The sequence below is a fragment of the Acidobacteriota bacterium genome (assembly GCA_016195325.1).
Taxonomy (GTDB): domain Bacteria; phylum Acidobacteriota; class Polarisedimenticolia; order JACPZX01; family JACPZX01; genus JACPZX01.
This window is the reverse complement of sequence record JACPZX010000058.1, coordinates 1-24,423: the sequence shown is the minus strand read 5'-3', so window position 1 is coordinate 24,423 and position 24,423 is coordinate 1. Positions and strand designations below refer to the sequence as shown.

The window sequence follows — 24,423 nt, the reverse complement described above, 5'->3', positions numbered from 1 at the left end:
GGCTTCGCCATCAAGGTGCCGATGTTCCCGTTCCACACGTGGCTTCCCGACGCCCACACCGAGGCGCCGACCGCCGGCTCGGTCATTCTGGCCGGCGTCCTGCTGAAGATGGGGACGTACGGGTTCGTGCGGTTCTCGCTGCCGATCGTCCCCGACGCGACGAAGCACTACCTGCCCTACATGCTCGCTCTCTGCGTCATCGGCATCGTGTACGGGGCGATGGTCGCCATGGTGCAGAAGGACTGGAAGAAGCTCGTCGCGTACTCCTCCGTCAGCCACCTGGGCTTCTGCATGCTCGGGATCTTCGCGCTGAACGTGAACGGGCTGAACGGCGGCATCCTCCAGATGATCAACCACGGCATCTCGACGGGGGCCCTCTTCCTGATCGTGGGGCTCGTCTACGAGCGGCGGCACACGCGCCTCATCTCGGAGTACGGGGGCATCAGCAAGGTCATGCCCGTCTTCGCGGTGATGTTCATGATCATGACCATGTCGTCGATCGGGCTGCCGGCGCTCAACGGCTTCATCGGCGAGTTCACGATCCTCTCCGGCGCGTACCAGATCCCCGACAGCGTGGCCCTCGAGATCTTCGGCCTGCACATCGGCGGCGTCTTCTGGGCGACGGCGGCCGTCACCGGAATCGTCCTCGGCGCGGCCTACATGCTCTGGCTCTACCAGCGGACGATGTGGGGGAAGCTCGAGAACCCCGAGAACCAGAAGCTCCAGGATCTGAACCTGCGCGAGATCATGACGCTCGCGCCGCTGGTCCTCCTCGCGTTCTGGATCGGGCTCTATCCACGGCCCCTCTTCCGCGTGATCGAGAATCCGGTCGCCCGGCTCGTCCAGCAGGTGAACCACCAGTGGGGCGGCGAGGCGGTGGCCCGCGCGGCGGCGCCGCAGGGCGAGAGGTAGGCATGGGCTTCGACCCCGGGCGGCTGAGGGAGGATCTCGCGAAGATCCTCCCGGAGCTGGTGCTGGTCTTCTACGCGTGCTTCCTGCTCGCGCTCACCGCCCTCATGCCGAAGGAGAAGCAGCGGCAGATCGGGTACCTCGCCCTTCTCGCGGTGCTGCTGACGCTGACGGTCGTCGTCTACTTCGGCGTGCACCTGGGCGGGGCCGCGACCGCGCCGGCCTTCATGGGCGACTTCGCGCTCGACACCTTCTCGATATGGTTCAAGACGATCTTCCTCGCGTCGGGCGCGCTGACGATCATGCTCTCCATCCGGTACCTCGACCTCGAGAAGGCGCAGGCGGGGGAGTACTACACGCTCGTTCTCTTCGCGATCGCGGCGATGATGTTCATGGCCTCGGCGACGAACTTCATCCTCATCTACGTCTCCCTCGAGACGATGGCGCTCTCCATCTACGTCCTGGCGGGATTCCTGAAGGACAATCGTCGGTCCAATGAGGCGGCGCTGAAGTACTTCATCCTGGGCGCCTTCTCCTCGGCGATATTCCTGTACGGCGTCTCCCTCGTCTACGGCGCGACCGGCAGCCTGAGCCTCGAGAAGATCGCGGAGACGGCCGCCGCCACCCCGAAGGACCCCCTCCTCCTCATGGGGCTCGTCCTCGTCACGGTGGCCCTGGGGTTCAAGATCGCGGCGGTGCCGTTCCACATGTACATCCCCGACGCCTACGAGGGGGCCCCCACCGCGATCACGGCCTTCATGGCCACCGCGTCGAAGGCCGCGGCGTTCGCCGTGGTGCTGCGCGTCTTCGTGCAGGGGTTCGGCCCGCTGTCGTCGTCGTGGGTGCCCCTCTTCGTGCTGATGTCGGCGGCCAGCATGACGCTCGGCAACGTGGCGGCCATACTCCAGGAGAACACGAAGAGGATGCTCGCCTACTCGAGCATCTCGCACGCGGGGTACGCGCTGATGGGGGTCGTCGCGGCCGGGGCCGGCGTCGAGAGCGGCGATTACGGGATGACCGCGGTCGCGCTCTATCTCCTGGTCTACTCCTTCACGACGCTCGGCGCGTTCGGTCTCGTCGTTCTGCTGCGCCGCGAGAAGCTGATCGGCGACCTCGTCGTCGACTTCGCCGGGCTGTCGCGGCGCGCGCCGTTCCTCGCCTTCGCGATGCTCGTCTTCATGCTCTCCCTCGCCGGGATTCCGCTCACCGCCGGCTTCGTCGGCAAGTGGTATCTTTTCGGCGCGGCGATCAAGGCTCACTACGTCTGGCTGGCCGTCCTCGCGGTGGTCAACAGCGCCGTCTCGCTCTACTACTACGTCCGCATCGTCGTGCAGATGTACATCAAGGACCCGCTCACCGAGGAGCGGTTCTCCCTCTCGCCCGCCCTCATCGCCGCCCTCTCGGTCGCTGTCTTCTTCACGCTGCTCATCGGCGTCTACCCGGACCGCTTCGTCACGTACGCCCGCATGGCGCTGATCGGCTGAGAATCGCGAAGCGCAGGTGGCGGCCCGTGAGGGGCCGCCGGGAGCTCCCATGGCCGAGCCGGATTCCGGGGATGTGAAGGGCGGGACGACGCGCGAGGAGATCATGCGGCGGGCGGGGCCGCTGCTCGGCATCGGGGCCTCGTTCGTCGCGTCGATCGCGATCTGCACCGCCGGGGGATGGTACCTGGACAGGGTCTTCGCCCTTCGCCCCTGGCTCACTCTCGCCGGGGCGCTGGCGGGCCTCGTCGTCGGCTTCTACCTCTTCTTCAAGGCGGTCGCGTCCGCCGAGGGCGGCGATCACGGGGAGTGGAGCGAATGAGCGCGGCGCGTCCGGGTCGTCCCATCGATGTCCGGTTCTGGCTGCTTCTTCTCGGATGCGCGGCGAGCGGGCTCGGCGGCCTGTACATTGCGGCGCCGGAGCGATCGGACCTCCTCGCGGCCGCGGGGCTGGGGGCGCTCTTCGCCGGGACGGTGACGCTCGCGGGGTACGAGCTGACGAGGCGTCAGTTCCTCAAGGCTCCACTCTCGGGGGTTCAGGTCTCTCTTGCCGTCACGACGGTCAAGATGCTAGCCTTTGCGGCTTTCTTGATAATCCTTGCGCTCACCACATCACTGAACGTGCCGGCGCTCGCCGCCGGGCTCATGGGAGTGACTCTTCTCGGCGAAGCTCTCGCCATCGAAGGGTTTCTTCGCATGCAGTCCGCCGCGCGCTCGCGACACGACTGATCGGACGCGAACACGATGATCCAGGAAGCCGCGCACGCGGTGGATGCGAACGCCGAAGCCCTGGCCGCCGGCGCGGCCGGGGCCGCGCACGGGGCGGCCGCGGGGAGTCCCACGCTCGGCGAGCAGATCTCGCACAACATCATCCACCACATCTCGAACGGGAACTCGCTGGAGGTGCCGTTCCTCGGCGAGGTCGAGCTGCCGCACCTCCAGCTCTTCGGCATCGACATGTCCATCACGAAGCACGTCGTGATGATGTGGATCGTCGGGCTGATTCTGCTCCTCGTCTTCGGCCTCGCCTTCAGGAAGCGCCAGATCGTGCCGAAGGGGATGGTGAACCTCCTCGAGATCGGCGTCGAGTTCATCCACCAGGAGGTTGCGGTGAAGACGCTCGGGGAGAAGGACGCGAAGCGCCTCACCCCGTACCTCCTCACGCTCTTCTTCTTCATCCTCGCGTGCAATCTGCTCGGGCTCGTCCCCTACGGCTCCACGGCCACGGGGAACATCAACGTGACGGGCGCTCTCGCCCTCTGCACGCTCGTCATGATCCAGCTCGAGGGGATAAGGCGCCACGGCCTCATCAAGCACCTGAAGCACATGATCCCGGGCGGATTGCCGATCTACATGTTCCCGGTCGCCATCCTCATCTTCGTCATCGAGCTCTTCGGATTCGTGGTGATCAAGCCGTTCGCGCTCATGGTGCGGCTCTTCGCCAACATGACGGCCGGCCACGTGGCCATCCTCGCGCTCATCTCGATCATCTTCGCCCTGCAGATGGCGGCCGCGTCGGTCTTCTCCATCCCGTTCGCGCTCTTCGTCTACATGCTCGAGCTGCTCGTCGCGCTGATTCAGGCTTACATCTTCACGATGCTGACCTCGCTGTTCATAGGACTGCAACTTCATCCGAGCCACTGATCGGCCCGGGTCCAACAGAAAAGGAGACGGAAACAAGATGGACACTCTTCACCTTCCCTACGTGGCGGCGGCCCTCGGCGCCGGACTGGCCGTCGTGGGCGGCGGCCTCGGCATCGGCAAGCTCGCGGCCGCGGCGATGGACGGCATCGCCCGCCAGCCCCAGGCCGGAGGCGCGATCGGCACCAACATGCTGATCGCCGCGGGCCTCATCGAAGGCGCCACCCTTCTGGCCGAGGTCGTCGCCATCCTCATCGTCTTCCTGAAGTAGAGCCGGCGATGGAAGGCGGCAGTCAGTTCCTCAGCCCGCAGCCCGGGACGATCATCTGGACGCTGATCACCTTCGGCATCCTGGTCGCCGGCCTCCGGGCCTTCGCCTGGAAGCCGATCCTCGGGCTCCTCGAGGAGCGCGAGAAGGCGATCAAGGGCTCCCTCGACGAGGCGCGCAAGGCCAAGGAAGAGGCCGAGAAGCACCTCGCCGACAGCCGAGAGGCGATGAAGAAGGCTCGCCAGGAGATGGCGGGCGTGATCGAGAAGGGGCAGCGGGAGGCCGAGAGGCTTCGCCAGGAGCTGATGGCGAAAGCCCAGGCGGAGGCCGACGAGGCCCGGAAGAAGGGGCTCGAGGAGATCGAGCGCCAGAAGCGCGCCGCGATCGCGGAGCTCAGGGCCGCCACCGTGGACCTCGCCGTTCAGGCCGCCGGGCGCATCGTCCAGTCGTCGATGGACGAGAAGACCCAGAGAAAGCTCGCCTCCGATTTCCTCGCGGGAATCGGGGACGCCTCCCGGAGGCCCTGAGCCGGGCCGCGCCCGGCCCCGGGACGTTGCCGTGATGCGGGACGAGGGGAGCTCGCTCCTCTCGCGGTTCGCGCTCTCCCTCCCCGGCGGCCGGGTCTGTCCCATCGTCGTCGGGTCCGGCGCCTCGGCCGAGGCGCCGGATCACGTGCGCGCCACGCGCGCGTCGCGCTGCGCCGTCATCACCGACTCGAACCTCGAGACGACGCTCGCGGCGTCGGTCCTCGCCCGCCTGCGGGACGCCGGCGTGGACGCGGCGCTCTGCGCCTTCCCGGCCGGGGAGCGGCACAAGACCCGCGCCGTCAAGGAGGGGATCGAGGATCGGCTGATCGCGTCGGGGCTCGGCCGCGATGCGGCGATTGTCGCAGTCGGCGGCGGGGTGACCCTCGATCTCGCGGGGTTCGTCGCCGCGACGTACATGCGCGGCATTCCGCTGGTCCAGGTGCCGACGAGCCTTCTCGCGATGGCCGACGCCTCGATCGGCGGCAAGAACGGCGTCGATCACCCGCTCGGGAAGAACCTCATCGGCACGCTCCACCACCCGGCGGCGATCCTCGCCGACACCGATTTCCTCGACTCGCTCCCGGATCGCGAGCACCGGACCGGCCTGGCCGAGATCATCAAGGCCGGGATCATCCGCGACGCCGTGCTTTTCGAGGAGATGGAGGCTCGGGCCGAGGCGCTGGCGACGCGCGATGGGGCGACCGTGAGGGTCTTTCTCGAGCGGGGGATGCGGCTGAAAGCGGAGATCGTCGCCGCCGACGACGCGGAGCGCGACCTCCGGAAGATCCTCAACTTCGGCCACACGATCGGCCACGCGCTCGAGCTGGCCACCGACTTCGCGATGTCCCACGGCGAGGCGATCTCGGTCGGGATGGCGGTGGAGGCGGGGATCGCCGTCCGGGTGGGGCTGATCGGGGCCGGCGAGGCGTCGCGGATGGAGGCGCTGCTTCGAACGGTCGGTCTCCCGGTCCGGCTTCCCGAGGGGATCGACGCGCCTCGCCTCGTCGACGCGGCCGCGACGGACAAGAAGTCGCGCGGCGGCCAGATCGAGTTCGCCCTTCCGGCAGGCATCGGCGAGATGGCGCGCACCGACGCCGGCTACGGACGGCGGGTGCCGCGGGCGCTCATCGTCGAGGCGCTCGAGGCGATGCGGTGACGATTCCGGCGCCGATCGCCACAACCATGCTTCCGCACGGCGGGTCCAAGATTCCAGATGGTCCGAATGGGTGACGTTGTCGGCCGGGGAGGGGGGGTACGCTAGGCAGGAGCCGCGGTCGTGGGCTATGCTGCCCTTCACCTGCGTTCGGGCATCCTGCGGGGTATTCAGGGTTTGCGACACGCGCTTCGCTCTGGCCGGCGCGTGGTTGCGGCGTCCCCCGACGCGCTCCACGCGTCGTCCGGGGGGGCGCGGGCAATCGACGGGAGGACGGCGCGCGCGCGGCCGTCATGGGGAGACTGAGGGGATGAGACACCGCATCAGGATTCACACGCTTCTGATCGCTCTGTTGGCTCTGTCGGGCGCGATGCAGGCGGCGAACGCCAACTGCTTCGAGTTCGGCGGCTTCGCCATCTTCCAGTGCGCGGACCTCGCCTTCGTCCAGCCTCCTCCGGACTTCGATCCCAGCATCTACGTCGTCGACGCCAACGGCGTGACCTCCAACATCTCCGCGGTCTTCTGGCAAATCGGGTTCGGCAACGCGAACATCAGCAACGGAAACGGATCGAGCGGGACGGGAAACTCCGGCCCCAGCACCTTCAACGGAAACGACTCGGGCAACTTCGCCATCGATCTCAGGGATGGCTATTCCGCGACGCAGAACGCCCTGATCCCCCCCGGGGCGACGTGCCTGTCCAGCAACAACTGGGCGAACTCGGGGGTCGATGGCTGCGCCGACAACGATCGCGGCGCCGGCCTGGGCAACAACAACGACGACATCCTGAACCCCTACTACAACGTCTACTACTCCAAGCAGGGATCGCCGGGATACTACTCGCTGAACTGGCAGCAGGACTACCCGATGGCGGTCCTCGTCAAGAACAGGCACGCGGACGCCTTCGCGTTCGCGGCGGTGGCCACATTGAACCGCGGCAACGTGGGCGGCGACGGAACCTGCGCCACCACGCCCGGCACGAACCCGGCGGCGTGCGATTTCCGCCCGGGTTTCTACAGCTTCAAAGACGTCAAGAACGGCAATGCGAATCCGACGTCGGATCCGAACAACCCCAAGCTGAACGTCATCCCGTGGCAGGCGACGCCGCAGCCGACGACGACGAGCGACGTGCGGGTCGATCCGAACGATCCGAACTCCGATCACGTCCAGGCGTTCTCGTGGCCGGCGGTGACGGTCTTCAGCGACCAGAGCGTGCGGTCGACGACCCATCCGAACATGGGCGGCGGCGACTGCGTCGGCCTGACCCCTCCCTGCCCCGCGGTCCTCCGCGACCCGTCGCGCGCGCCGGGGGTCGGCGTCAGCGACGTCATCAGCAAGTTCGGCGGCCTCTTCCGGTTCGTCCTCGAGGTGGCCGACGTCAACGATCCGAACTTCGTGACGGTGCTCCAGTCCTTCCCGACCACGGCCACCTCGCTCTCGAACGTCACGATTCCGCAGAGCGGGTGCTGGCGGCTGCGCACGATTTTCGGCAAGAGGCCGGAGACGACCGTCACCAGCATCGCGAACTGCCGCCTGGGCAAATGCGGTGACGTCGGGTTCGAGGTCGTCTCGCTGACGCAGTGCAACACGGGTTGCGTCCCGCTGCCGGGGGGCGAGATCTGCAACGGAAAGGACGACGACTGCGACGGCGTGATCGACAACGGCAACCCGGACGGCGGCGCGGACTGCGCCACCGGATTGCTCGGGGTCTGCGCCGATGGGGTCAAGACGTGTCAGGCAGGTTCTCTCCAGTGCCTGTCGAAGGTCCCATCGTCCCCGGAGATCTGCGACGGCCTCGACAACGACTGCGATGGTTCCACCGACGAGAACCCGGTAGACGAGGGGACAGCCTGCTCGACCGGCAGGAGTGGCGTTTGCGCCGCTGGCACTCAGCACTGCGTGAGCCCGACGCCCGTGTGCAACCAGACGACGCTGTCGTCCCCCGAAGTCTGCGACAACCTCGACAACAACTGCAACGGCGTCGTCGACGATTTCATCCCCACCTGCGGAATGGGCGCGTGTCTAGTCAATGGAACTTGCACTGGCGGCACCGTGACGTGCACCCCCGGATCGCCGACCCCCGAGACGTGCAACACCATCGACGACAACTGCGACGGCCTGGTCGACAACGTCGCGCCGGATCCCTGCCCGACCGGCCAGCTCGGCGTCTGCGCCGCCGGCATGAAGCAGTGCGCCCTCGGCGCGCCCGTCTGCGTTCCGATCACGCCGTCCAGCAACGAGATCTGCAACAACCTCGATGACAACTGTGACGGAACGATTGATAACCTGACGTCGCCGCCGACCTGCGGGCTCGGGAACTGCATCCAAACCGGCACGTGCAACCCGGGCGGAGTCATCGTGTGCACTCCCGGGAACCCGTCCGTCGAGACCTGCAACAACCAGGACGACAACTGCGACGGCACCGTGGACGGCTTCGCGACAGCGTGCGGGGTGGGCGGGTGCATGCGCGCCGGATTCTGCAACGCCGGCGCGGACAGTTGTGTCGCGGGAGCGCCCACCGCCGAGACGTGCAACAACATCGACGACAACTGCAACGGCGTAGTCGACGACTTCACGCCGACCTGCGGCGTCGGCGCCTGCTTCAGGACCGGCACCTGCAACGCGGGAAATCTGTCGTGCATCCCCCGAGCCCCCGACGTCGAGGCTTGCAACGGTCTCGACGATGACTGCGACGGCGTCGTGGACAACATCTCAGGGAACACGCCGTGCACCCTGTTCCTGCTCAATCCCGTGAAGGCCCAGGTGCTCGACTGCACCTCCCCGACGACCATCCAGCCGACGTTCGTGTGGCAGAAGGGGAACTACACCAAGTTCAAGGTGTTGATCTCGACGACGCCCACCTTCTCCACGGGGACGGTCGTCACAAGCGGCACCAAGGCGATTCTGACCAACACGTATCAGGTGAAGGCGAAGCCGTGGAAAAAAATCTGCGGCCTTGCGGTCGACGGCGGGCCTCTCTTCGTACGGGTCGACGGCATCGACATACACCTGCCGACGACGAACCCGCTGAGGAAGTTCTCGAGCCCCACCGTTCAGGCCGTCGCCGACAAGACGCCCTGACCTTGACCTTCCGCGACCGCCCGGCCTCGCGCCGGGCGGTCGCGAAGCGTCTCCCCCCCGCGCGCTGCACATCGCGGACGCGCCGCGATTCCCGCATTGACAGTCCGCCCGGGGGGCCGATACTATCCGGACCGCCCTGGCAGGCCGTAAGCCACTCTCAGCAAAGGAATAGACTTGGCCTCACCCACCCGGATCGGTCGCTTCGAGATCGTGCGCGAGCTCGGCCGCGGCGCCATGGGTCTGGTCTACCTGGCGCACGATCCGAAAATCGACCGAAAGGTCGCGATCAAGACCATCCAGCGGAACCCCGCTCTCGGCGACACGGAGGCCGACGAGTCGAAGCAGCGCTTCCTTCGGGAGGCCCAGGCCGCCGGAAAGCTGATCCACGCCGGCATCGTCACGATCTTCGACGTGGGAGAGGACCAGGGGTTCTCCTACATCGCCATGGAGTACATCGAGGGGTCGACGCTCGAGACGGCGACCAAGCCGGGAGGCCTCCTCCCGATCGAGCAGGTCGTGAGGATGGTCATCCAGGCGTGCGCCGCCCTCGACTACGCGCACGAGAACAGGATCGTCCATCGCGACGTGAAGCCCGCGAACCTGATGGTGATCGGCGGGAAGCAGCTCAAGATCACCGATTTCGGGCTGGCCAAGAACCCGTCCGCGAACCTCACGAGCGCCGGGACGCTGGTCGGGACGCCCAACTACATGTCGCCCGAGCAGATCATGGGGCGCGCTCTCGACGGGCGCAGCGACCTCTTCTCGCTCGGAGTCGTCCTCTACGAGCTCCTGACGGGGGATCGCCCCTTCGGCGGCGACACGATCTCGACGATCATCTACAAGATCCTCCACGAGATCCCGAAGTCCCCGGAGATCGTCAATCCGCGGGTCCCCGCCGCGCTGACGCAGGTCATCCTGAAGGCTATCGACAAGGACCCCGCGAAACGATACCAGTCGGGGCACGAGTTCGCGGACGCGCTCCAGGCGTATCTCGACTCGGTCTCCCCCCAGATGCTGTCGGCCCAGATGCGATCGAGCGTCGTGAGGGAGCCCGCCGCGGAGACGGTCGCCGAGCTTCCCGGGGAGGGGCCCGCCGCGGCGGTCGCCGCCGCACGCGCGGCGGCGGCGAAGCGCGAGGCGGCGCGCGCGCGGCCCACGGCCGAGCCCCCACAGCGCCGATCTCTCGCGCTGCCGATTCTGCTCGTCGCCCTCGCAGGTCTCGGCATCGCGGCGGCCGCGCTCTACCCGAGGTGGGCGCCCCTCCTGAAGGGCGGCGCGAAAGCGGCCGAGCCGGCGGCGGAGGCCAAGGCGACCGCCGAGTCCGCCGAGCGTCCCGCGGCGGAGACGGGGGCCACCCCCGGCGGAGAGCCGGCCAGGGGAGGCCCCAGCGTCACCCTTCCGGCGCCCCTGCCCGCGGGCGACGTGGCGTCCATCCGCGTCGAGACCGACCCTCCCGGCGGGAAGATCTTCCTCGACGGCGCGGAGGTCACGGGCGGGACGATCGTCCTCGGGAAGGGGGACGGCGCGCCCCACACTCTCGTGGCGTCGAACGCGTGCTTCGAGGATCAGAGGGCGGTGCGCTCGAGCGACCCCGACTCCGTTCTCATGCGCCTCCGGACGCCGAAGCTCCACCGGATCCGCGTCAACTCGGACCCGCCTGGCGCGCGCGTCAGCCTGGACGGGCACGACATGCCGGGGCAGACCCCCGCGGACCTGAACATCACCGCCTGTGAGCCGCATGCGATCTCCGCGCGCCTCTCGGGGTTCAGGGACAGCCTGAGGAAGTTCGCCGCCGACACCGTCTGGCCTTCCGTCTCGCCGCTGACCCTCGCGATGGAGAAGCTCCCGGAGGGCTCGCTCCTCGTGAAGAGCCCGTATCCGGTCGACGTCCTCGAAGGGGGTCGCGCCCTGGGCTCGTCGGGATCGCCCGTGAGCCTCAGCGCCGGCCGGCACGCGCTCAGCTTCACGAACAAGGACCTCTTCGTGGACCTCACCGCCGACGTCGACGTCAAGCCGGGGGAGACGGCGACCCCGTCGGTCGCGTTCCCCGGCGTGGGTCAGCTCACGGTCTTCGCGAATCCGAGCAACGGCTACGCGATGGTGGACGGGAAGAAGATCGGAGCCCTGCCCATCAACGGATTCCCGATCGCGGAGGGGCGGTACACCGTCAAGGTCGTGCTCGACACGGGCGAGGTGAAGGAGAAGACCTCGCTCGTGACCTCGGGCCGCACGACCGTCGAGAAATTCCTCTTTCCGTGACGCGGGGGACGACCTTCGAGATGACACGACGAAGTGTCCGGCACGTCGGGCTGCTCGCGGTCCTCTGCTCGGCTCCGTGGATCGCGGCCGCCGAGGGGCCGGGGAGCGGCGATCTCGCGAAGCGAACCTTCCAGAACGCCGAGCAGCTCATGCAGGAGGGGAAGGCGGATCAGGCGCTCAAGGCCTACCAGCAGGTCATCCAGTCGTTCGGAGACAGCGCGCTGGCCGACGACGCCCTCCTCCGCGTCGGCGCGTACCACTACCCGACGGCGACGATCGACGATCTGGGCAAGGTCCCGCCGGCCGGGCAGCAGGCGGCGCGCGCCGTCTTCGATCAGATCCGCGAGCGCTACGCGCAGTCCGATTCGGCTCCCGAGGCGTTCTACAGGCTCGGCCTGCTCGATCTCGAGCCGGATTCTCCCGGGCGCAACCTCGACGAGGCGTACGCCAACTTCTATTCCGTGGTGAACATCTACCCGGACAGCGATCTCGTCGCGAGCGCGCTCGTCGGCGCGGCTCGGGCCGAGATGGAGAAGCGCGGCTACGATCGCGCCATCCTCTCGCTCGACCGGGCGCTCGAGTACGCGCCGCACGGGCCGGTCGCGGCGCAGGCGTCGTACCTGACGGGGATCGCCGAGGCGCGCCTCGGGGACTTCGCGCGCGCCGCCGAGGCGCTCCAGGCGTGCCGCAACGAGGACGACAGGTCGGCCGTCGCCGCGCGGGCCCTCGACTGGCTCACGCTCGTGTACAACCTGCGCCTCAAGCCGGCGGGCGCGCAGTCGGCGCCGGCCCACGACGCCTCGTTCGTCCCCCGCCTGCCGGCGGGGGAGGATCTCCGCGGGGAGCTCGGCCTCGCCGTCTCCCCCGCGGGCGAGCTGCTCGTGGCCGATCCCAAGCGCGGGGCGGTGCTCGCCTTCGCGGACGACGGAACGAAAGCGCGGAGCGACGCGATGGCGGGAGCGCGTCGTGTCGCGATCGACGCGTACGGCAAGACGATCGTCGTCTCGGAGACGGAGATCCGCATCGACGGGGAGGACTTCCCGGCGGGAAGGAAGGCCGGGGCCAACGTGCGGCGCATCGAATCGCCCGCGGGCGTCTGGCGGACGAGCACCCGCGACGTGATCGTCCTCGACACGAGAGAGGGGGAGCTGCTCCGGTTCGGCGCCGATCCGGCGGACCCGAAGGTCCTCAGCCGCGACAAGGAATCCGGTTACCGCCTCGAGGCGATGGCGGGGGGCCCCGAGGATCGGGTCTATCTGCTCGACACGCGCCAGAAACAGATTCTCGTGCTCGAGGCCGGAAAGCTCTCCGTCTTCAAGCGGGCGGACGCGCCCCCGGCGCTCGAGGACCCGACGGACCTCGCGGTGGATGCGCTCGGAGACGTGTTCGTGACCGACGCCCGCCTCAAGTGCGTGTTCGTGCTCGGCCCGGACGGGCGCCGCCTCGCGCAGATCGCGGCTCCGGCGGGGAGCCTCGCCGAGCTCGTCGAGCCCGGCGCCCTGGCGGTGGGGCCCAGAGGAGAGGTGTACGTCTATGACTCCCGCAAGAGGACGGTCCTCCGTTTCCGCTAGCGTTTCCGCCGCCTGGCGCGGGCGCCTGATCCTCGCGATGGCGACGGCCCTGCTCGCCGTCACCGCCGCAGCGCCCGTCGCGGCGGCGCCGGGCGTCGAGGAGGAGGACATCGCCTCCCAGATCGCCTCCTTCCGCCAGCTCCTCGACCAGGGAAACCGGCACCTTGCCTCGCTCGATTTCCCCGAGGCCGTGGACGTGTTCACCAAGCTCATCGATGCGTACAAGGCCGGAAAGATCCCCCTCGTGACCCCCGACGCGAAGCAGATCGTCGCGCGGGCGTTCGAAGGCCGGGCGCTCGGATTCGCGAACCAGGCGCGCAACCAGGACGCGTCCGCGGACTTCGAGTCCCTCATCCGGTTCGATCCCGGCTACTCGGTCGACGTGAAGGGCGTCTCTCAGAAGGTCGTCCAGACCTACCTCGCCGTGCGGAAGAGGATCCTCGGCGGGCTGTCGATCGACGGCGAGCCGATCGGAGCCGACGTGAAGCTCGATGCCCAGGCCGCCGGCGTCAGCCCCATCACCGACCGGGACTGGATCGCGGGCGGCTATCACCTGGTGATCTCCCATCAGGGATTCGATCCGTACGAAGAGGACGTGAAGATCGAGGCGGGGGCGAAGCTGGTCCGGAAATTCCACCTGGTTCCGAACTCCCGCAGCGTCCAGATCGCGACCGTTCCGCGCGACGTGAAGGTCGTGGTCGATGGGGTCGAGCGGGGGTCGACGTTCGGCATGGCGGGGCCCGCCTACGACGACGTCGCCCGCGAGATGGGGATCGTCCGATCGGACGTCTCGGAGCCGCTCCTCGTCGAGTTCCTCAAGCCCGGGGAGCATCAGGTGATCCTCCGCAAGGAGTGCTACGAGGAGGTGCTCGTCCCGATCAACGTCCAGATCGATCCGGCGAACAACGCCCCCGTCGCGTACAAGCCGCTGGTGCTCTCGCCCAGCCGCGGGAGCGTCGACGTCCAGTCGGAGCCGGGCGGTGCGCAGATTCTCCTCGACGGGAAGCCCGCCGGGACGACGCCGGCGGTTCTGGATGGGATCTGTTCGGGGAAGCACGATCTCGCGCTCAGCCGCGAAGGGATGGGGCGCTCGATGGAGACGGTCGACGTGCGCAACGCGGAGACCGCGAAGCTCCGCCTGAAGCTCAAGCTGAGCCTCGCGGCGATCGACCTGCGAGGCGGCTCGACGGAAGGGGAGTCGCTCCTCCCGGCCCTCAAGGGTCTTTCCCGCTACAACGTCGTCGGCGCCGGGGCGGGCATTCCCGCGGATCTTCTCGACCGGGTCCGCCTCGAGGTCGAGAGCTCGCCGGGGAAGGGGCTCGCGTCGCAGACGGTCAAGGACCTGCTCCGATCCTTGAACGTGGAGCTCCTCGCGCTGAGGATCCCGTCAGGGACCCCCGGCGAGTCGCCGGAAATCCAGCTCTACTCGGGAGCCCAGCCCGTCCCGGATCGGCGGCGGCTCGGGGCCGCGGAGGGCGACGGGCTCCGGAAACTTGCGCTGGCCCTCGACGGGGAGCTGCCGATCGCGGCGGCCTGGCTCGGCGTGAAGCTCATCGACGTGCGAGGGGCCGCCCACCCGATCGCGCTCGGCGTGACCTCGGGGAGCCCGGCGGCGGTCAGCGGGGTGCTGCCCGGCGATGTCCTCACCGCGGTGGGGGGCGCGTCGATGTCGAAGTCGTCGGATCTGCTGCCGGTGCTCCGGAAGGCGGCCCCCGGCGACGAGCTGGTCCTCACGGTCGAGACGTCGGGGCGCGCTCACGACGTGAAGGTCAAGTGCCTCGCCACCCCCGTGCTCCTTCCGATGCGCGACGCGTCGATTCTCTACAACAAGGCGATCGTGGACCTCACGCAGGCGGCCGCGGCGGCGACGGATCGATCCCGCGCCGGCTTCGCGTGGATGAACGTCGGCGTCGCGCTCATGCACTTCGCCCGCTACGACGAGGCGATCCGCGACGCGTTCAAGAGGGCCGACCTCGCGGATGGCGCCGGCATCTCGAAGGGGACGATTCGCTACCTCACCGGCATCTGCTTCGAGAGGCTCGGCATGCCCGCCGAGGCGCGCGCCGCCTATCTCGAGGCCGCCGCGTCACCCTCGGCGACCGTCGAGTCGCACGATGGTCCCGTCCTGGCCCCCTCGGCCAAGCGACGGGCGGCCGCCCTGACGTCTCCTGCCAAGTAGAATACCAGCAATAGCTTACGGTCGTCGGAAGGACAGAGCCGACGGGGGCGATGTCGCGGGTTTCCCGCTTGACAGCCGTCCGGGACCCCGCTATATTGCCGCGGTCAAGTGTAACTTTCGTAAAAAAGGTCACAGAGTGACGACAAAGACGAAGGTGCTTCACGGCACATCGAAACTCTTGACGACGGGGGAGGTCGCCCGCTACTGCGACGTCTCCACCAACGCGGTCAAGAAGTGGATCCGGAACGGCAAGCTGAAGGCCTTCCGGACTCCGGGTGGCCACTTCCGCGTGGAGAGCGAGGATTTCAAGACCTTCCTCGTCGCGCACGAGATGCCCATCCGGGAGGACTTCTTCGCGGGAAACCTCAAGCGAATCCTCGTCGTCGACGATGACGCGCAGGTGCGCGCCATGCTGATCGAGGTGCTCCACACGATGGAACCGGCGGTGGAGGTCGAGCAGGCCGAGGACGGGTACGACGCCCTCCTGAAGCTCGGCCAGTTCACCCCCGACCTGCTCGTGATGGACCTCAAGATGCCCCGGATGGACGGCTTCGAGGCCTGTCGCCGCATCCGCGCCAATCCCGCGACTTCCGCGACGAGCATTCTCATCGTCTCGGGATTCGTCGACGAGGCCTCCCAGCAGGAGCTGATGCGGTGCGGCGCATCTGACTGGATGCGGAAACCGCTCGACGTGAACGAGTTCAGGAAACGAGTCGCGAGGCTGCTGGGCGGGGCTTCGCGAGCTGCGTGAGAGACCCGCGGGGGCGGGAATCCATGGGTGCACGGGGGGGCCGGAGGCCGGCCTGGTGGACAAGATCACGGTTCAAGAGGAGCGGGAGATCCACGGAGCAAGTCTGACGGTTCGAGAGATTCGTGGACTGTACACGCGCATCGGCGCGGAGCTGGTTCGGACCGCGGCCGGCGGCGAGGAGATCGAAGGCAAGGGAGACGACCGGGTGCGCCGGATCCACCCGCGTGACTTCATCGCCCGCATGGCGCCCTTCCTGCGGATGAACTGACCCCCGAAGTTCGAGTGCGGGCCCACCCCCTGCCCGCGACCCCCGCGCGCCGCCCCCCGGGTGCGCGGGGATTGTTCTCTCCCCATCCCACAGCCCTCAGGCCCGGGCCCTGCTAGACTGGCCCGATGGTGCGTCCCGGGCCCGCCGTCCATGCGCTTCGCGATCTCGCGATCGTCGTCCTCTGCATCGCGTGGATGGCCGGCTCGTCGGTCGCGGCCGGCGTCGACGGCGCTCCGGCGCCGATGCCGAAGTCGGAAGAGGCGGCGCCCGCCGCCGCGCCCGGCGAACCCCCGAAGGAAGCCGGAGCCCCGGCCGTGCCGCCGCCGGCGCACCCGGGGAAGGAGCCCCGAAGGGAATCAACGGCCGGAGGGAAGAAGCACTTTTTCAAGACTCCGGCGGGCGCGATCACTCTCGCGATCCTCGGCGCGGTCGTCGTGGGCGCGGTCGTGCAGTCCTCCCTCGGCGCCGGGAGCACCGCGTCCCACTGAATCCCACGAAACGGAGGAGATACATGATGCGCAAGCTCCCGCTCGCCCTCGCGGCCCTGGCGCTCGCTATCAGCGCCTTCGCCGCGCAACCTTCGAAGTCCTACGTGATCAAGGCCGCGCGGATGTTCGACGGCAGGGGAGACGGCGTCGTCTCGCCGGGGCTGGTCGTCGTGGTCGACGGCCGGATCCAGGGCGTCGGGAAGGGGGCGAGCGCTCCGCCGGGAGCCGAGACGATCGATCTCGGCGACGCGACGCTCCTCCCGGGATTCATGGACGCCCACACGCACCTGACCATGGAGCTGGGCGACGACTACAAGCAGGGCCGGCTCGACGGCCTCGAGAAGCCGGTCGCCGAGCAGGCCATCGAGGCGACGGTCTTCGCCCGCAAAGAGCTGATGGCGGGGTTCACCACCTGCCGGGACGTCGGCTCGAGCGATTCGCTCGACGTGGGCCTGCGCAACGCCATCCGGAGCGGCGCGGCGGTCGGCCCCCGCATGCTCGTGGCCGTGCACGCCATCGGCGCGACCGGCGGGCACTGCGACGACGGGGCCGGGTATCGCGCCGGCGTGTTCGGGCGCGAGACCGGGATCGAGGACGGCGTCGCCAACGGCGCCGATGCCGTGCGGGCCGCCGTTCGATACGACGTGAAGTACGGCGCCGACGTCATCAAGACGTGCGCGACAGGCGGCGTTCTCTCGCTGACCGACGATGTCGACACGCCGCAGCTCACGCAGGGAGAGCTCGACGCGCTGGTCGACGAAGCCCACGCGCTGCACAGGAAGGCCGCGGCCCACGCGCACGGGGCCGAGGGGGCGAAGCGCGCGATCCGCGCCGGGATCGACTCCATCGAGCACGGCACCTTCATGGACGACGAGGCCCTCGACATGATGAAGGCCCGGGGGACCTACCTCGTGCCCACGCTGATGGCGAGCCAGGGGCTCAGGGAGAGGCTGGATCGCGCCGTCTACATGCCGCCCCAGATCGTCCTGAAGGCACGGACGGCCATGGCGCGATCCGCCGACATGTTCAAGCGGGCGCTCGGCAAGGGGGTGCGCATCGCTCTCGGCACCGACGCCGCGGTCTATCCGCACGGCCGGAACGCCGAGGAGTTCGGAAAGATGGTCGAGCTCGGGATGCGGCCCGCCGACGCCCTGAAGGCGGGGACCTCCGTCGCGGCCGATCTCCTCGGGGTCGCCGATCGCCTGGGGGCGCTCGCCCCCGGGATGATCGCGGACGTCGTCGCGGTTCCCGGCGACCCGGTCCAGGACATCCACCGGACGGAGAAGGTCTTCTTCGTGATGAAGGAGGGGACCGTCTACCGCAGCGATCGCCCGTCGGGTCAGTGAACGATCGGCTTCCCCGTCGCAGGGTCGACCGGGTCGTCCAGGTCCAGCAGGTCGCCGGGAGACGCCGCCGGTCTGGCTGACGGGCTCTTCTGCTCGGGCCGGATCCGGATGAGCAGCACCCGCTTCGGCTTCTTCTCGTCCGCGGCGGCGGCTCCCGTCGCGTCGCCTCCGCCGACCGCGAGGGGCATGCCCTCCTCCGCGATCTTGTCGAGCTGCGAGAGGTTCTTCAGGATCGCTTCGACCCCGTTGAGGATCCGGTGGCGACCGTCCTCGATCCGGTCGATGTGCTCGCCGATGTCGGTCAGCCCCTCGATCATGCTCGCGCACGAGCGGCTGATCTCGTCGTAGTTGTCGAGGACGATCTGAAGCACGTCGAAGAGCTCGCCGAGCTTGCCGGGCGTCGCGTCGTTCGCCTTCAGCGCGCTGATGAGCCCCTGCACGCGATCACGGTACGCGACGACGGTCTGCCGGCGCGATTCCAGCTCGCCGAGACATGACTGAATTCTCTGTCTGATCTCCATCGCCCCCCCAGCCTGGATGAACCCGCATCCGTCGCGCCGGCGGCGAGCGTGGGTCGCGCTCGACGGCGGCGCCTCTGTGCCTTCGCGGCAGGGGCGCGTCGGTCGCCTAAATGTACCGGGGGGTCCCGGGGCGTCAAGGCGAAAAAACCGGGCGGGCTCGCGGCGCGCGCGAAAAGCGGGGGGTGCGATGCCGACTCGTCAGACTTTGCGGACAACCACGACGGTCATGTCATCCCGCTGGTGCGCGCCGGCGGCGAACTCGTCGGTCGCCGCGAAGATGGTGTCGACGACCTCCCGGGCGGACGCGAGGTCGGCGCGGCGGATGATGTTGCGGAGCCGGGGGAGCCCGAACTGCTTGCCGGCGGGATTCTCCCGCTCGGTGACGCCGTCGGTGTACATGACGACCATCGACCCGCTCGTCATCTGCACGTACCCCCGCTCGTAGCGCGCCTCGGGGTTGGGCCCGAGGACGAGGCCTCCCTGCGTCAGCTCGCGGAACGAGCCGGGCTTCCGGAGGAGCGGCGGGTTGTGGCCCGCGTTGCAATAGAGGAAATTGCCGTTCGGCTCGACCTCGCCGTAGAAGAGAGAGACGAACTTGCTGGAGAGCGCCGATCGGTGGATGACGCGATTGAGCCTCTCGACGGCCTTGATGATCTTGAGATCCTCGGCCATTCCCATCCGGAGGCCCGTGATGACGTCGCGCGCGAGAAGCGCCGCGGGGAGGCCGTGCCCCGACGCGTCGGCGATCGCGACCCCCAGGAGATGCGGGGAGAGCGCGAGGTAGTCGAACAGGTCGCCGCCCACGACCTCGGTCGGTCGCGAGCGCCCGTCGATGTCGAACCCCTCGAACGCGGGAGGGGCCGCGGGGAGCAGGCTCTCCTGGATCGTGCGCGCCTCGATCATGATGTCCGTGAACTGCTGCTGGCGGAGCCTGAGGTTGATCACGTGCCGCACGGCGTTGAGGGAGTAGAGGATGTGCTCCCTCTGGATCTTCCCCTTGATCGTGAACGAGAGGATGTGATGCTTCTCCTCGCCCACGGCGATCGCGGCGAATTTCGAGACGCCGACGGCCCCCTCGATCCGCTCGTCGAACCCGGGATCCCCCTCGCGCATGATGATCAGCCCTTCCTCGAGCACGCGGCGCATCGCGGTGTATCCGGCGGGGACGCGGTATCCGGGCTTCGCCTCGATGGCGCGGCCGTACCGGACCTTCAGGACGAAGTCGTCGCCGTCCCTCTCGTAGAGCCGGCCGCCGACGAACCCGAGGTCGTCCTTGAGGTTCCGGACGAGCGACTTGAGGACGATGGACAGGAGCCTGGAGACGTCCTCGGTCCGCTCGATCCGATCGAGGGTCACCTCGAGCTTGCGGTAGAGCGCTTTGAAGTCAGGGCCGCTCGGCCCGGGCGACGACGTGGTCGGATCTGCGGTCATGCGGCGATGATAACATCCCCCTTTCGCGGAACCCTCCGCGGAAGACCATCGTAGTGGGGGACCATCATGCCGGCGTTGCCAACAGGTCCACTCCGGAAGCTCTCCCCCCTGGCGCTCGCTCTCCTCGCCGCCGCCGGCTGCGCCGCGCCCCCGTCTCTGCCGGCGGGCGCGGCCTTCCTCCCGACGGACTCCGTCTTCGTCCTGTCAATGAATCTTCCGACCCTCACCTCGACCGATCTCTACCGGCAGCTCAAGGAGTCGGGAGGGACCGTGGGCCTGAACCGCCTCAACGTGGTCAAGTTCGCGACCGCCGCGGGGCTCGATCCTTTCAAGGACGTGAAGTGGCTCACCTTCGTGGGGCGCAAGCGGGGTGACAACCAGATCCCGATCGACGAGCTGTCGGCCGTGGCGTCGGGGTTCGACGGGAAGAAGGTGCTCGACTACCTGAAGCGGAGCGGTCTCCCCTCCGACCCGCACGCGGGCATCGACATCTTCCCGATCGTCATCGTTCAGGACCGCTGCCGCTTCTGCGTCTCAGTCCTCGACGACACCTCGGCGGCGTTCGGCGACGGGGAGACTCTCAAGTCGATGGCCGAGACGCGGGCTGCCGGCGCCGCGGGGCTCGCCGGCGACGAGTCGGTGCGCGCGCTCCTCACGCGCATCGACGCGCGCGCGGCGGTCTGGGGGCTCGTCCGGGGGCCGAACCTGGCCGGGGCGCTCACCGAAGCCCTCGCGAAGATCCAGACCGGAGTCGCCGCGTCGGGGCCGATGGCCCCGGTGAGCGAGGTCGCGTTCTTCGCGACGGCGGGGGAGAACATCGTCGTCGCGATCGAGGCGCTCGCCGCGAATCACGACGACGCGCTGCGGATCGCCGACGCCATCCAGGGGATGGGGTCGGTCGGCCAGATGGCGCTCAAGCAGGTGAAGCCCGAGGACAGCGCCCTCCTGTCGTCCTTCCGCGTCGCGGCGGACGGGCGGGCAGTGCGCGTCTCGGCCTCGGTGCCGCAGGCGAAGCTGGTCGAGCTGGCGAGCGCCGCGACGAACAGCCTGTTCAAGGGCGCTTTCCCCGGGTTGAACTGACGGATCAGGCGCGGCGGCGCGGCGGCAGGGCCTCCCGGATCCGGTCGACCGATTTCGAGAGCCTCTCCGATTCCCGCGCGATGATCGCGATCGGCCGGTGCGATGGATCCTCCTCTTTCACCGACTCGAGCAGAAGCTTCGCGCGGGCCAGAATCGTCGTCAGGGGCTGCGTGAGATCGTGCGCCGCCCGTCGCGCCTCGTCGAGGCGCCGGCGCGCCTGAGCGAGCTCGCCGATGGGAGCTCCGGCGGCCAGGGCGTGGAGGGCGATCTCCCCGATCAGCGCCGCCATTCCCGTTGCGATCCCGTCAGCCCACGCGGGCGCGCTGCCCCCCGCATCGACGCCATCGACCGAAGCGTCCCAGAGAAGGACTCTCGACGCCTCGATCGTCCGTCGCAGCCCCGCAATCTCGTCGGCCGTGAGCGGGGCATCCGCGGCGAGGAGGGAGCTGCCCGCCGCGGAGCTGCGCGCGATGGCGAGGAGGTGCGCCCGCCGCGATCCCGCACCGGTTCGGGCGGCGCCGGGGGAGACGGCGGCGGCCGGGAAGCCGCAGGCGACGAGATCGGCGACGGCCCTCGCGCCCCGGGCGGAGTCGGCGTCGACGAGGAGCACCGTCACCGGGCCCTCCTCTCGCATCGCGCGCGTCAGGGCTCGCCTCGTGACGTCAGATCGATCAGCTCGATGCCGGCGGCGGAAGCCACCGCGAGCGATCGTTCGTCGCGGTAGAATTCGCCGTAGTAGATCCTGCGGATCCCCGAGTTCGCGATCAGCTTGAAGCAGTTCCAGCAGGGGCTGGCGGTCGTGTAGAGCTCCCCGCCGCTGATGTTCACGCCGTTCCGCGCCGCCTGGATGATGGCGTTGGCCTCCGCGTGGATGGTGGCGACGCAGTGCCCCCCCTCCATCACGTGACCCACCTCGTCGCAGTGCGGCATCCCGCGGATGCTGCCGTTGTAGCCCGTCGAGAGGATCGTCTTCTCGCGCACGATCACCGCGCCGACGTGCTTGCGCGCGCAGGTCGACCGCGTGGACGCCTGACGCGCCATGTTCATGAAGTAGGTGTGCCAATCGACGCGATCGTCGCTCATGTCGTCGATTCTACCAGCGCGCGCGCGGCGTTGTCATGACCCGGTGCGGCGGACGCCGATCTGGATTCCCGTCGAGACGATCGCTCCGGCGCCGTTCTTCGAGCCCTTCCCGGCCGGGACGACGAGCAGGTGCCCGAGGTGGAGCGCCAGGAGGGCGGCGCCGAAGCCCACGTGCGCCCACGCCACGGCGTCACGCCCCGAGCCGGAGGCGAGGGCCGGGAGGAGGTAGCCGGTCACGGTGGCGGGGACGACCGCGATCACGAGCCCCAGCCCCGATCGCTTCACGCGCCGCGTCGCGCCGTTGCGGTACTTGGCGAGGACGTGATCTCGGAAGATGAGTCCGATCGCGAAGACGAGGATCGGCGCCGCGAGGACGTGCGCCTTCAGGGCCCACGGCTGGAGCGGGTGGTTCACGGCGCTGAAGGGATCGTGTCCCGTCATGAGGTGCTTGAAGGCGAAATAGGCGAGGCCCGTCACCCCCGCCGCCGCCGTCGAGCCGTGGACGAGCGCGCGATCCAGGGCGGTCATCGCGCGCCCCCCTTCGGCGCGGGGGCCGGCGCGGGGGCCGGCGCGAGGACGGAGTGGACCGCCAGGATGCGGCGGACCGCGTCGGTGATCGCCCGGGACGAGAGGGTGGCGCCCGTCACGGCGCGGAGGCCGCTCGTGAGGGTGAGCTGGTCGTCCAGCGGCCTGCCGTCGAACTGATCGAGCCACCTCCGCTTCGGCAGGTAGTCCTCCGGCTCCTCGAAGGAGAGGATCTCGACGCGGGTCGCCTTTCCCGAGGCGCCGACGACGACCATGATCGTCTCGGGGAGCGTCCGCACGAGATGCGAGTCGAAGTACGCCGTGACGGCGTCCGGCCCCGTGCCGGCGGTGCACGAGACGATGATCTTCGTCGGCGGGGCCGTCCCCGCGAGCGCGCGGACGCGCTCGGCCTGCTCGTCCGAGAGGAACGACGTTCGTCTCTCGGGCGCCTTCCCCGGGCCGAACGCCGCCGCGATCGCCTCGTCCTGCGTCATGAAGACCTTCGCGGCCGCGGGGGACCAGAGCGTCGCGGCGATGGCCGGGACGAGGAGGAGCGCGCGGGCCCGCCGGGCCGTCAGGAATCCAGGGCCGCGCGCCGCCGACGCGCTAGAACAAATACCCGAGACCGAACGCGATCTGATCGACACCGGTTTGCGCCTCATTCGTGACCTTCTGGAAGTCGAGCTTGACGCTCACGTTGATGATGGGTTTGTAGACGACCCCGACCGTCCACGCCGCCACGTCGTTCGCGGGGTCGGCCGCGAACGACGCCGGCTGGACCAGCGGGCTCGGATCCGGGTCCCGCGGCGGCGCCGCGGGGACGCGATCCTGGGTGTCGAAGCGCTCGTGGCGGACGAACGGCACGAGCGACGACGCACCGCCGGCGCGCCGCGACAACACGTCGTAGCCGGCCTCCGCGTACCACCCGAGGAAGCGGCTGCCGACGCTCTCCGTCCCGGAGAGCCCGTTCGCGTCGTTCACGCGCGCGGCGTCGCCGAGCCGGCCGCGGGCGTAGAGCGCGCGGAGCTGGACCCCTCGGGCCCGGTACTCCGCGTGGAGGTCGTAGAGGCTCACGGGCGCTCGGAAGGGACGCGTCGCCGGCGCGATCGGCGTGCCGTTCGGATCCACCGAGAACCCCACCGGCGCGCGCTGTCCCTGCGAGGCGCCGCCGCGGTAGGCGAAAGCTCCGGCGAGGAAGCCCGGAAGGCCGACGTAGTCGCCCCGGATCGCCAGGGCGAAATCCTGGGCCTTCGCCTGTCCTCCGCCCTGGCGTCCTTCGCGCAACCCTTCGCCCGCCGTGAAGCCGGAGCTGTCGAGGCCCGCCAGGACGTACGCGCGGTACGAGAATCCTCCCGCGTCGCCGAAGACCCCGGCCCCGTTGTCGGCCCAGGTGGCGGGTTCGATGCGCGTCTCGACGGAGGGACGGCGGGCTCCGAGAAAGGTCGGCGGCTCGTGCGTCTCGTTGATCAGGCCGGCGGGAACGAGGATGAGCCCCGCGCGGAGATTGGCGTGACGGTGCAGCATGAAGTCGAGGTAGGCGAACTCGACCGAGACGGATCCCCCGGTCTCGGTGGAGGCGTGCTCGAACTCCATCTCGGAGTTGAAGACGACCCGGTCGGTGAACTTGTAACCGGCGTAGAGAACGGCGCGGACGAAGTCGAACTGATCGGTGAGCCCCGACGGCCCGCCGCTCTCGTCGCGCGCGTCGAAGTTGTCGTAGATCGCCTCACCGTAGCCGCCGATCGAGACCCCCTTCGCGACGCCGTAGACGCGCGAGGCCGCGGGGCCGAGGCCGTGGGCCGGAACGAGGGGCTTCACGGCCGCCGCCTCCCCGAGCCTGAGCCTCTCGAGCTCCGCGGCGAG

General features: G+C 69.0%; 24 protein-coding genes. 17 read left to right on the top strand and 7 right to left on the bottom strand.

The features are described from left to right. From HY049_11165 to HY049_11090, 16 genes are all read left to right on the top strand, one after another. The coding region (locus HY049_11165; GenBank protein MBI3449463.1) for an NADH-quinone oxidoreductase subunit M at window positions 1-912 on the top strand (912 nt) is incomplete at its 5' end. Between the two features lie 2 nt (window positions 913-914). Beyond that, entirely contained in the window at window positions 915-2,393 is a 1,479-nt protein-coding gene (locus HY049_11160; GenBank protein MBI3449462.1) for an NADH-quinone oxidoreductase subunit N, read from the top strand. Between the two features lie 103 nt (window positions 2,394-2,496). Further along, entirely contained in the window at window positions 2,497-2,712 is a 216-nt protein-coding gene (locus HY049_11155; protein MBI3449461.1) for an AtpZ/AtpI family protein, read from the top strand. Continuing rightward, window positions 2,709-3,119: a hypothetical protein gene (locus HY049_11150; GenBank protein ID MBI3449460.1), complete on the top strand. Its 411-nt coding sequence runs from the start codon at window positions 2,709-2,711 to the stop codon at window positions 3,117-3,119. Before HY049_11155 ends, HY049_11150 begins: the two co-directional genes overlap by 4 nt. A gap of 15 nt (window positions 3,120-3,134) precedes the next feature. Next, window positions 3,135-4,034, top strand: coding sequence for a F0F1 ATP synthase subunit A (gene atpB, locus HY049_11145; GenBank protein ID MBI3449459.1), 900 nt, complete (start codon window positions 3,135-3,137; stop codon window positions 4,032-4,034). A gap of 37 nt (window positions 4,035-4,071) precedes the next feature. Then, window positions 4,072-4,302, top strand: coding sequence for an ATP synthase F0 subunit C (locus HY049_11140; GenBank protein ID MBI3449458.1), 231 nt, complete (start codon window positions 4,072-4,074; stop codon window positions 4,300-4,302). Between the two features lie 8 nt (window positions 4,303-4,310). Beyond that, a complete protein-coding gene (gene atpF, locus HY049_11135; protein ID MBI3449457.1) occupies window positions 4,311-4,826 on the top strand; it encodes a F0F1 ATP synthase subunit B in 516 nt (171 codons plus the stop codon). A 31-nt stretch (window positions 4,827-4,857) separates the two neighbouring features. After that, on the top strand, window positions 4,858-5,982 hold the full coding sequence (aroB, locus tag HY049_11130; protein ID MBI3449456.1) for a 3-dehydroquinate synthase: 1,125 nt from the start codon (window positions 4,858-4,860) through the stop codon (window positions 5,980-5,982). A gap of 307 nt (window positions 5,983-6,289) precedes the next feature. Next, the gene (locus HY049_11125) at window positions 6,290-9,058 is read left to right on the top strand and encodes a hypothetical protein (protein ID MBI3449455.1); all 2,769 of its coding nucleotides are present in this window, start codon (window positions 6,290-6,292) and stop codon (window positions 9,056-9,058) included. A gap of 174 nt (window positions 9,059-9,232) precedes the next feature. Further along, complete coding sequence (locus tag HY049_11120; protein MBI3449454.1) at window positions 9,233-11,317, top strand: serine/threonine protein kinase; 2,085 nt, start codon at window positions 9,233-9,235, stop codon at window positions 11,315-11,317. Window positions 11,318-11,337: 20 nt separating this feature from the next. Beyond that, a complete protein-coding gene (locus HY049_11115) occupies window positions 11,338-12,888 on the top strand; it encodes a tetratricopeptide repeat protein (GenBank protein MBI3449453.1) in 1,551 nt (516 codons plus the stop codon). Between the two features lie 37 nt (window positions 12,889-12,925). After that, window positions 12,926-15,067, top strand: coding sequence for a PEGA domain-containing protein (locus tag HY049_11110; protein MBI3449452.1), 2,142 nt, complete (start codon window positions 12,926-12,928; stop codon window positions 15,065-15,067). Window positions 15,068-15,203: 136 nt separating this feature from the next. Further along, window positions 15,204-15,818 carry a response regulator gene (locus HY049_11105; GenBank protein ID MBI3449451.1) on the top strand — a complete coding sequence of 205 codons (615 nt, stop codon included), beginning with the start codon at window positions 15,204-15,206 and terminating at the stop codon, window positions 15,816-15,818. 55 nt (window positions 15,819-15,873) lie between these two features. Beyond that, window positions 15,874-16,086 (top strand): hypothetical protein, encoded by a 213-nt coding sequence (locus HY049_11100; GenBank protein MBI3449450.1) that lies wholly within the window; start codon window positions 15,874-15,876, stop codon window positions 16,084-16,086. Window positions 16,087-16,211: 125 nt separating this feature from the next. Continuing rightward, window positions 16,212-16,574, top strand: coding sequence for a hypothetical protein (locus tag HY049_11095; protein ID MBI3449449.1), 363 nt, complete (start codon window positions 16,212-16,214; stop codon window positions 16,572-16,574). Between the two features lie 26 nt (window positions 16,575-16,600). Then, window positions 16,601-17,920: an amidohydrolase family protein gene (locus HY049_11090; protein MBI3449448.1), complete on the top strand. Its 1,320-nt coding sequence runs from the start codon at window positions 16,601-16,603 to the stop codon at window positions 17,918-17,920. Here HY049_11090 and HY049_11085 read toward each other — a convergent pair. Both HY049_11085 and HY049_11080 read right to left on the bottom strand, forming a co-directional pair. Then, window positions 17,914-18,441 carry a hypothetical protein gene (locus HY049_11085; protein ID MBI3449447.1) on the bottom strand — a complete coding sequence of 176 codons (528 nt, stop codon included), beginning with the start codon at window positions 18,439-18,441 and terminating at the stop codon, window positions 17,914-17,916. The genes HY049_11090 and HY049_11085 overlap by 7 nt on opposite strands. Window positions 18,442-18,639: 198 nt before the next feature. Beyond that, the gene (locus tag HY049_11080; GenBank protein MBI3449446.1) at window positions 18,640-19,872 is read right to left on the bottom strand and encodes a PP2C family protein-serine/threonine phosphatase; all 1,233 of its coding nucleotides are present in this window, start codon (window positions 19,870-19,872) and stop codon (window positions 18,640-18,642) included. A 66-nt stretch (window positions 19,873-19,938) separates the two neighbouring features. Here HY049_11080 and HY049_11075 point away from each other — a divergent pair, with 66 nt between their 5' ends. Further along, window positions 19,939-20,952, top strand: coding sequence for a hypothetical protein (locus HY049_11075; GenBank protein MBI3449445.1), 1,014 nt, complete (start codon window positions 19,939-19,941; stop codon window positions 20,950-20,952). Window positions 20,953-20,956: 4 nt separating this feature from the next. Here the strand turns inward: HY049_11075 and HY049_11070 are convergent, their stop codons facing one another. The 5 genes from HY049_11070 to HY049_11050 all read right to left on the bottom strand — a co-directional run. Beyond that, window positions 20,957-21,568, bottom strand: coding sequence for a hypothetical protein (locus HY049_11070; protein MBI3449444.1), 612 nt, complete (start codon window positions 21,566-21,568; stop codon window positions 20,957-20,959). Window positions 21,569-21,594: 26 nt separating this feature from the next. Next, window positions 21,595-22,035 (bottom strand): dCMP deaminase family protein, encoded by a 441-nt coding sequence (locus HY049_11065; protein ID MBI3449443.1) that lies wholly within the window; start codon window positions 22,033-22,035, stop codon window positions 21,595-21,597. 33 nt (window positions 22,036-22,068) lie between these two features. Next, on the bottom strand, window positions 22,069-22,563 hold the full coding sequence (locus HY049_11060) for a hypothetical protein (GenBank protein ID MBI3449442.1): 495 nt from the start codon (window positions 22,561-22,563) through the stop codon (window positions 22,069-22,071). Continuing rightward, window positions 22,560-23,207 carry an FMN-binding protein gene (locus tag HY049_11055; GenBank protein ID MBI3449441.1) on the bottom strand — a complete coding sequence of 216 codons (648 nt, stop codon included), beginning with the start codon at window positions 23,205-23,207 and terminating at the stop codon, window positions 22,560-22,562. Before HY049_11055 ends, HY049_11060 begins: the two co-directional genes overlap by 4 nt. Then, a partial coding sequence (locus HY049_11050; GenBank protein ID MBI3449440.1) for a hypothetical protein occupies window positions 23,167-24,423 on the bottom strand: 1,257 nt, incomplete at its 5' end. The genes HY049_11050 and HY049_11055, both read right to left, overlap by 41 nt.

Excerpts from the sequence above, each read along its gene's own strand:
- atpF (MBI3449457.1), top strand. The coding sequence starts at position 4,311 with ATGGAAGGCGGCAGTCAGTTCCTCAGCCCGCAGCCCGGGACGATCATC.
- HY049_11160 (MBI3449462.1), top strand. The coding sequence starts at position 915 with ATGGGCTTCGACCCCGGGCGGCTGAGGGAGGATCTCGCGAAGATCCTC.
- HY049_11110 (MBI3449452.1), top strand. The coding sequence starts at position 12,926 with ATGGCGACGGCCCTGCTCGCCGTCACCGCCGCAGCGCCCGTCGCGGCG.
- HY049_11075 (MBI3449445.1), top strand. The coding sequence starts at position 19,939 with ATGCCGGCGTTGCCAACAGGTCCACTCCGGAAGCTCTCCCCCCTGGCG.
- HY049_11125 (MBI3449455.1), top strand. The coding sequence starts at position 6,290 with ATGAGACACCGCATCAGGATTCACACGCTTCTGATCGCTCTGTTGGCT.
- HY049_11090 (MBI3449448.1), top strand. The coding sequence starts at position 16,601 with ATGCGCAAGCTCCCGCTCGCCCTCGCGGCCCTGGCGCTCGCTATCAGC.
- HY049_11095 (MBI3449449.1), top strand. The coding sequence starts at position 16,212 with ATGGTGCGTCCCGGGCCCGCCGTCCATGCGCTTCGCGATCTCGCGATC.
- HY049_11115 (MBI3449453.1), top strand. The coding sequence starts at position 11,338 with ATGACACGACGAAGTGTCCGGCACGTCGGGCTGCTCGCGGTCCTCTGC.
- HY049_11140 (MBI3449458.1), top strand. The coding sequence starts at position 4,072 with ATGGACACTCTTCACCTTCCCTACGTGGCGGCGGCCCTCGGCGCCGGA.
- HY049_11080 (MBI3449446.1), bottom strand. The coding sequence starts at position 19,872 with ATGACCGCAGATCCGACCACGTCGTCGCCCGGGCCGAGCGGCCCTGAC.
- HY049_11085 (MBI3449447.1), bottom strand. The coding sequence starts at position 18,441 with ATGGAGATCAGACAGAGAATTCAGTCATGTCTCGGCGAGCTGGAATCG.
- HY049_11155 (MBI3449461.1), top strand. The coding sequence starts at position 2,497 with ATGCGGCGGGCGGGGCCGCTGCTCGGCATCGGGGCCTCGTTCGTCGCG.
- HY049_11150 (MBI3449460.1), top strand. The coding sequence starts at position 2,709 with ATGAGCGCGGCGCGTCCGGGTCGTCCCATCGATGTCCGGTTCTGGCTG.
- HY049_11065 (MBI3449443.1), bottom strand. The coding sequence starts at position 22,035 with ATGAGCGACGATCGCGTCGATTGGCACACCTACTTCATGAACATGGCG.
- HY049_11060 (MBI3449442.1), bottom strand. The coding sequence starts at position 22,563 with ATGACCGCCCTGGATCGCGCGCTCGTCCACGGCTCGACGGCGGCGGCG.
- atpB (MBI3449459.1), top strand. The coding sequence starts at position 3,135 with ATGATCCAGGAAGCCGCGCACGCGGTGGATGCGAACGCCGAAGCCCTG.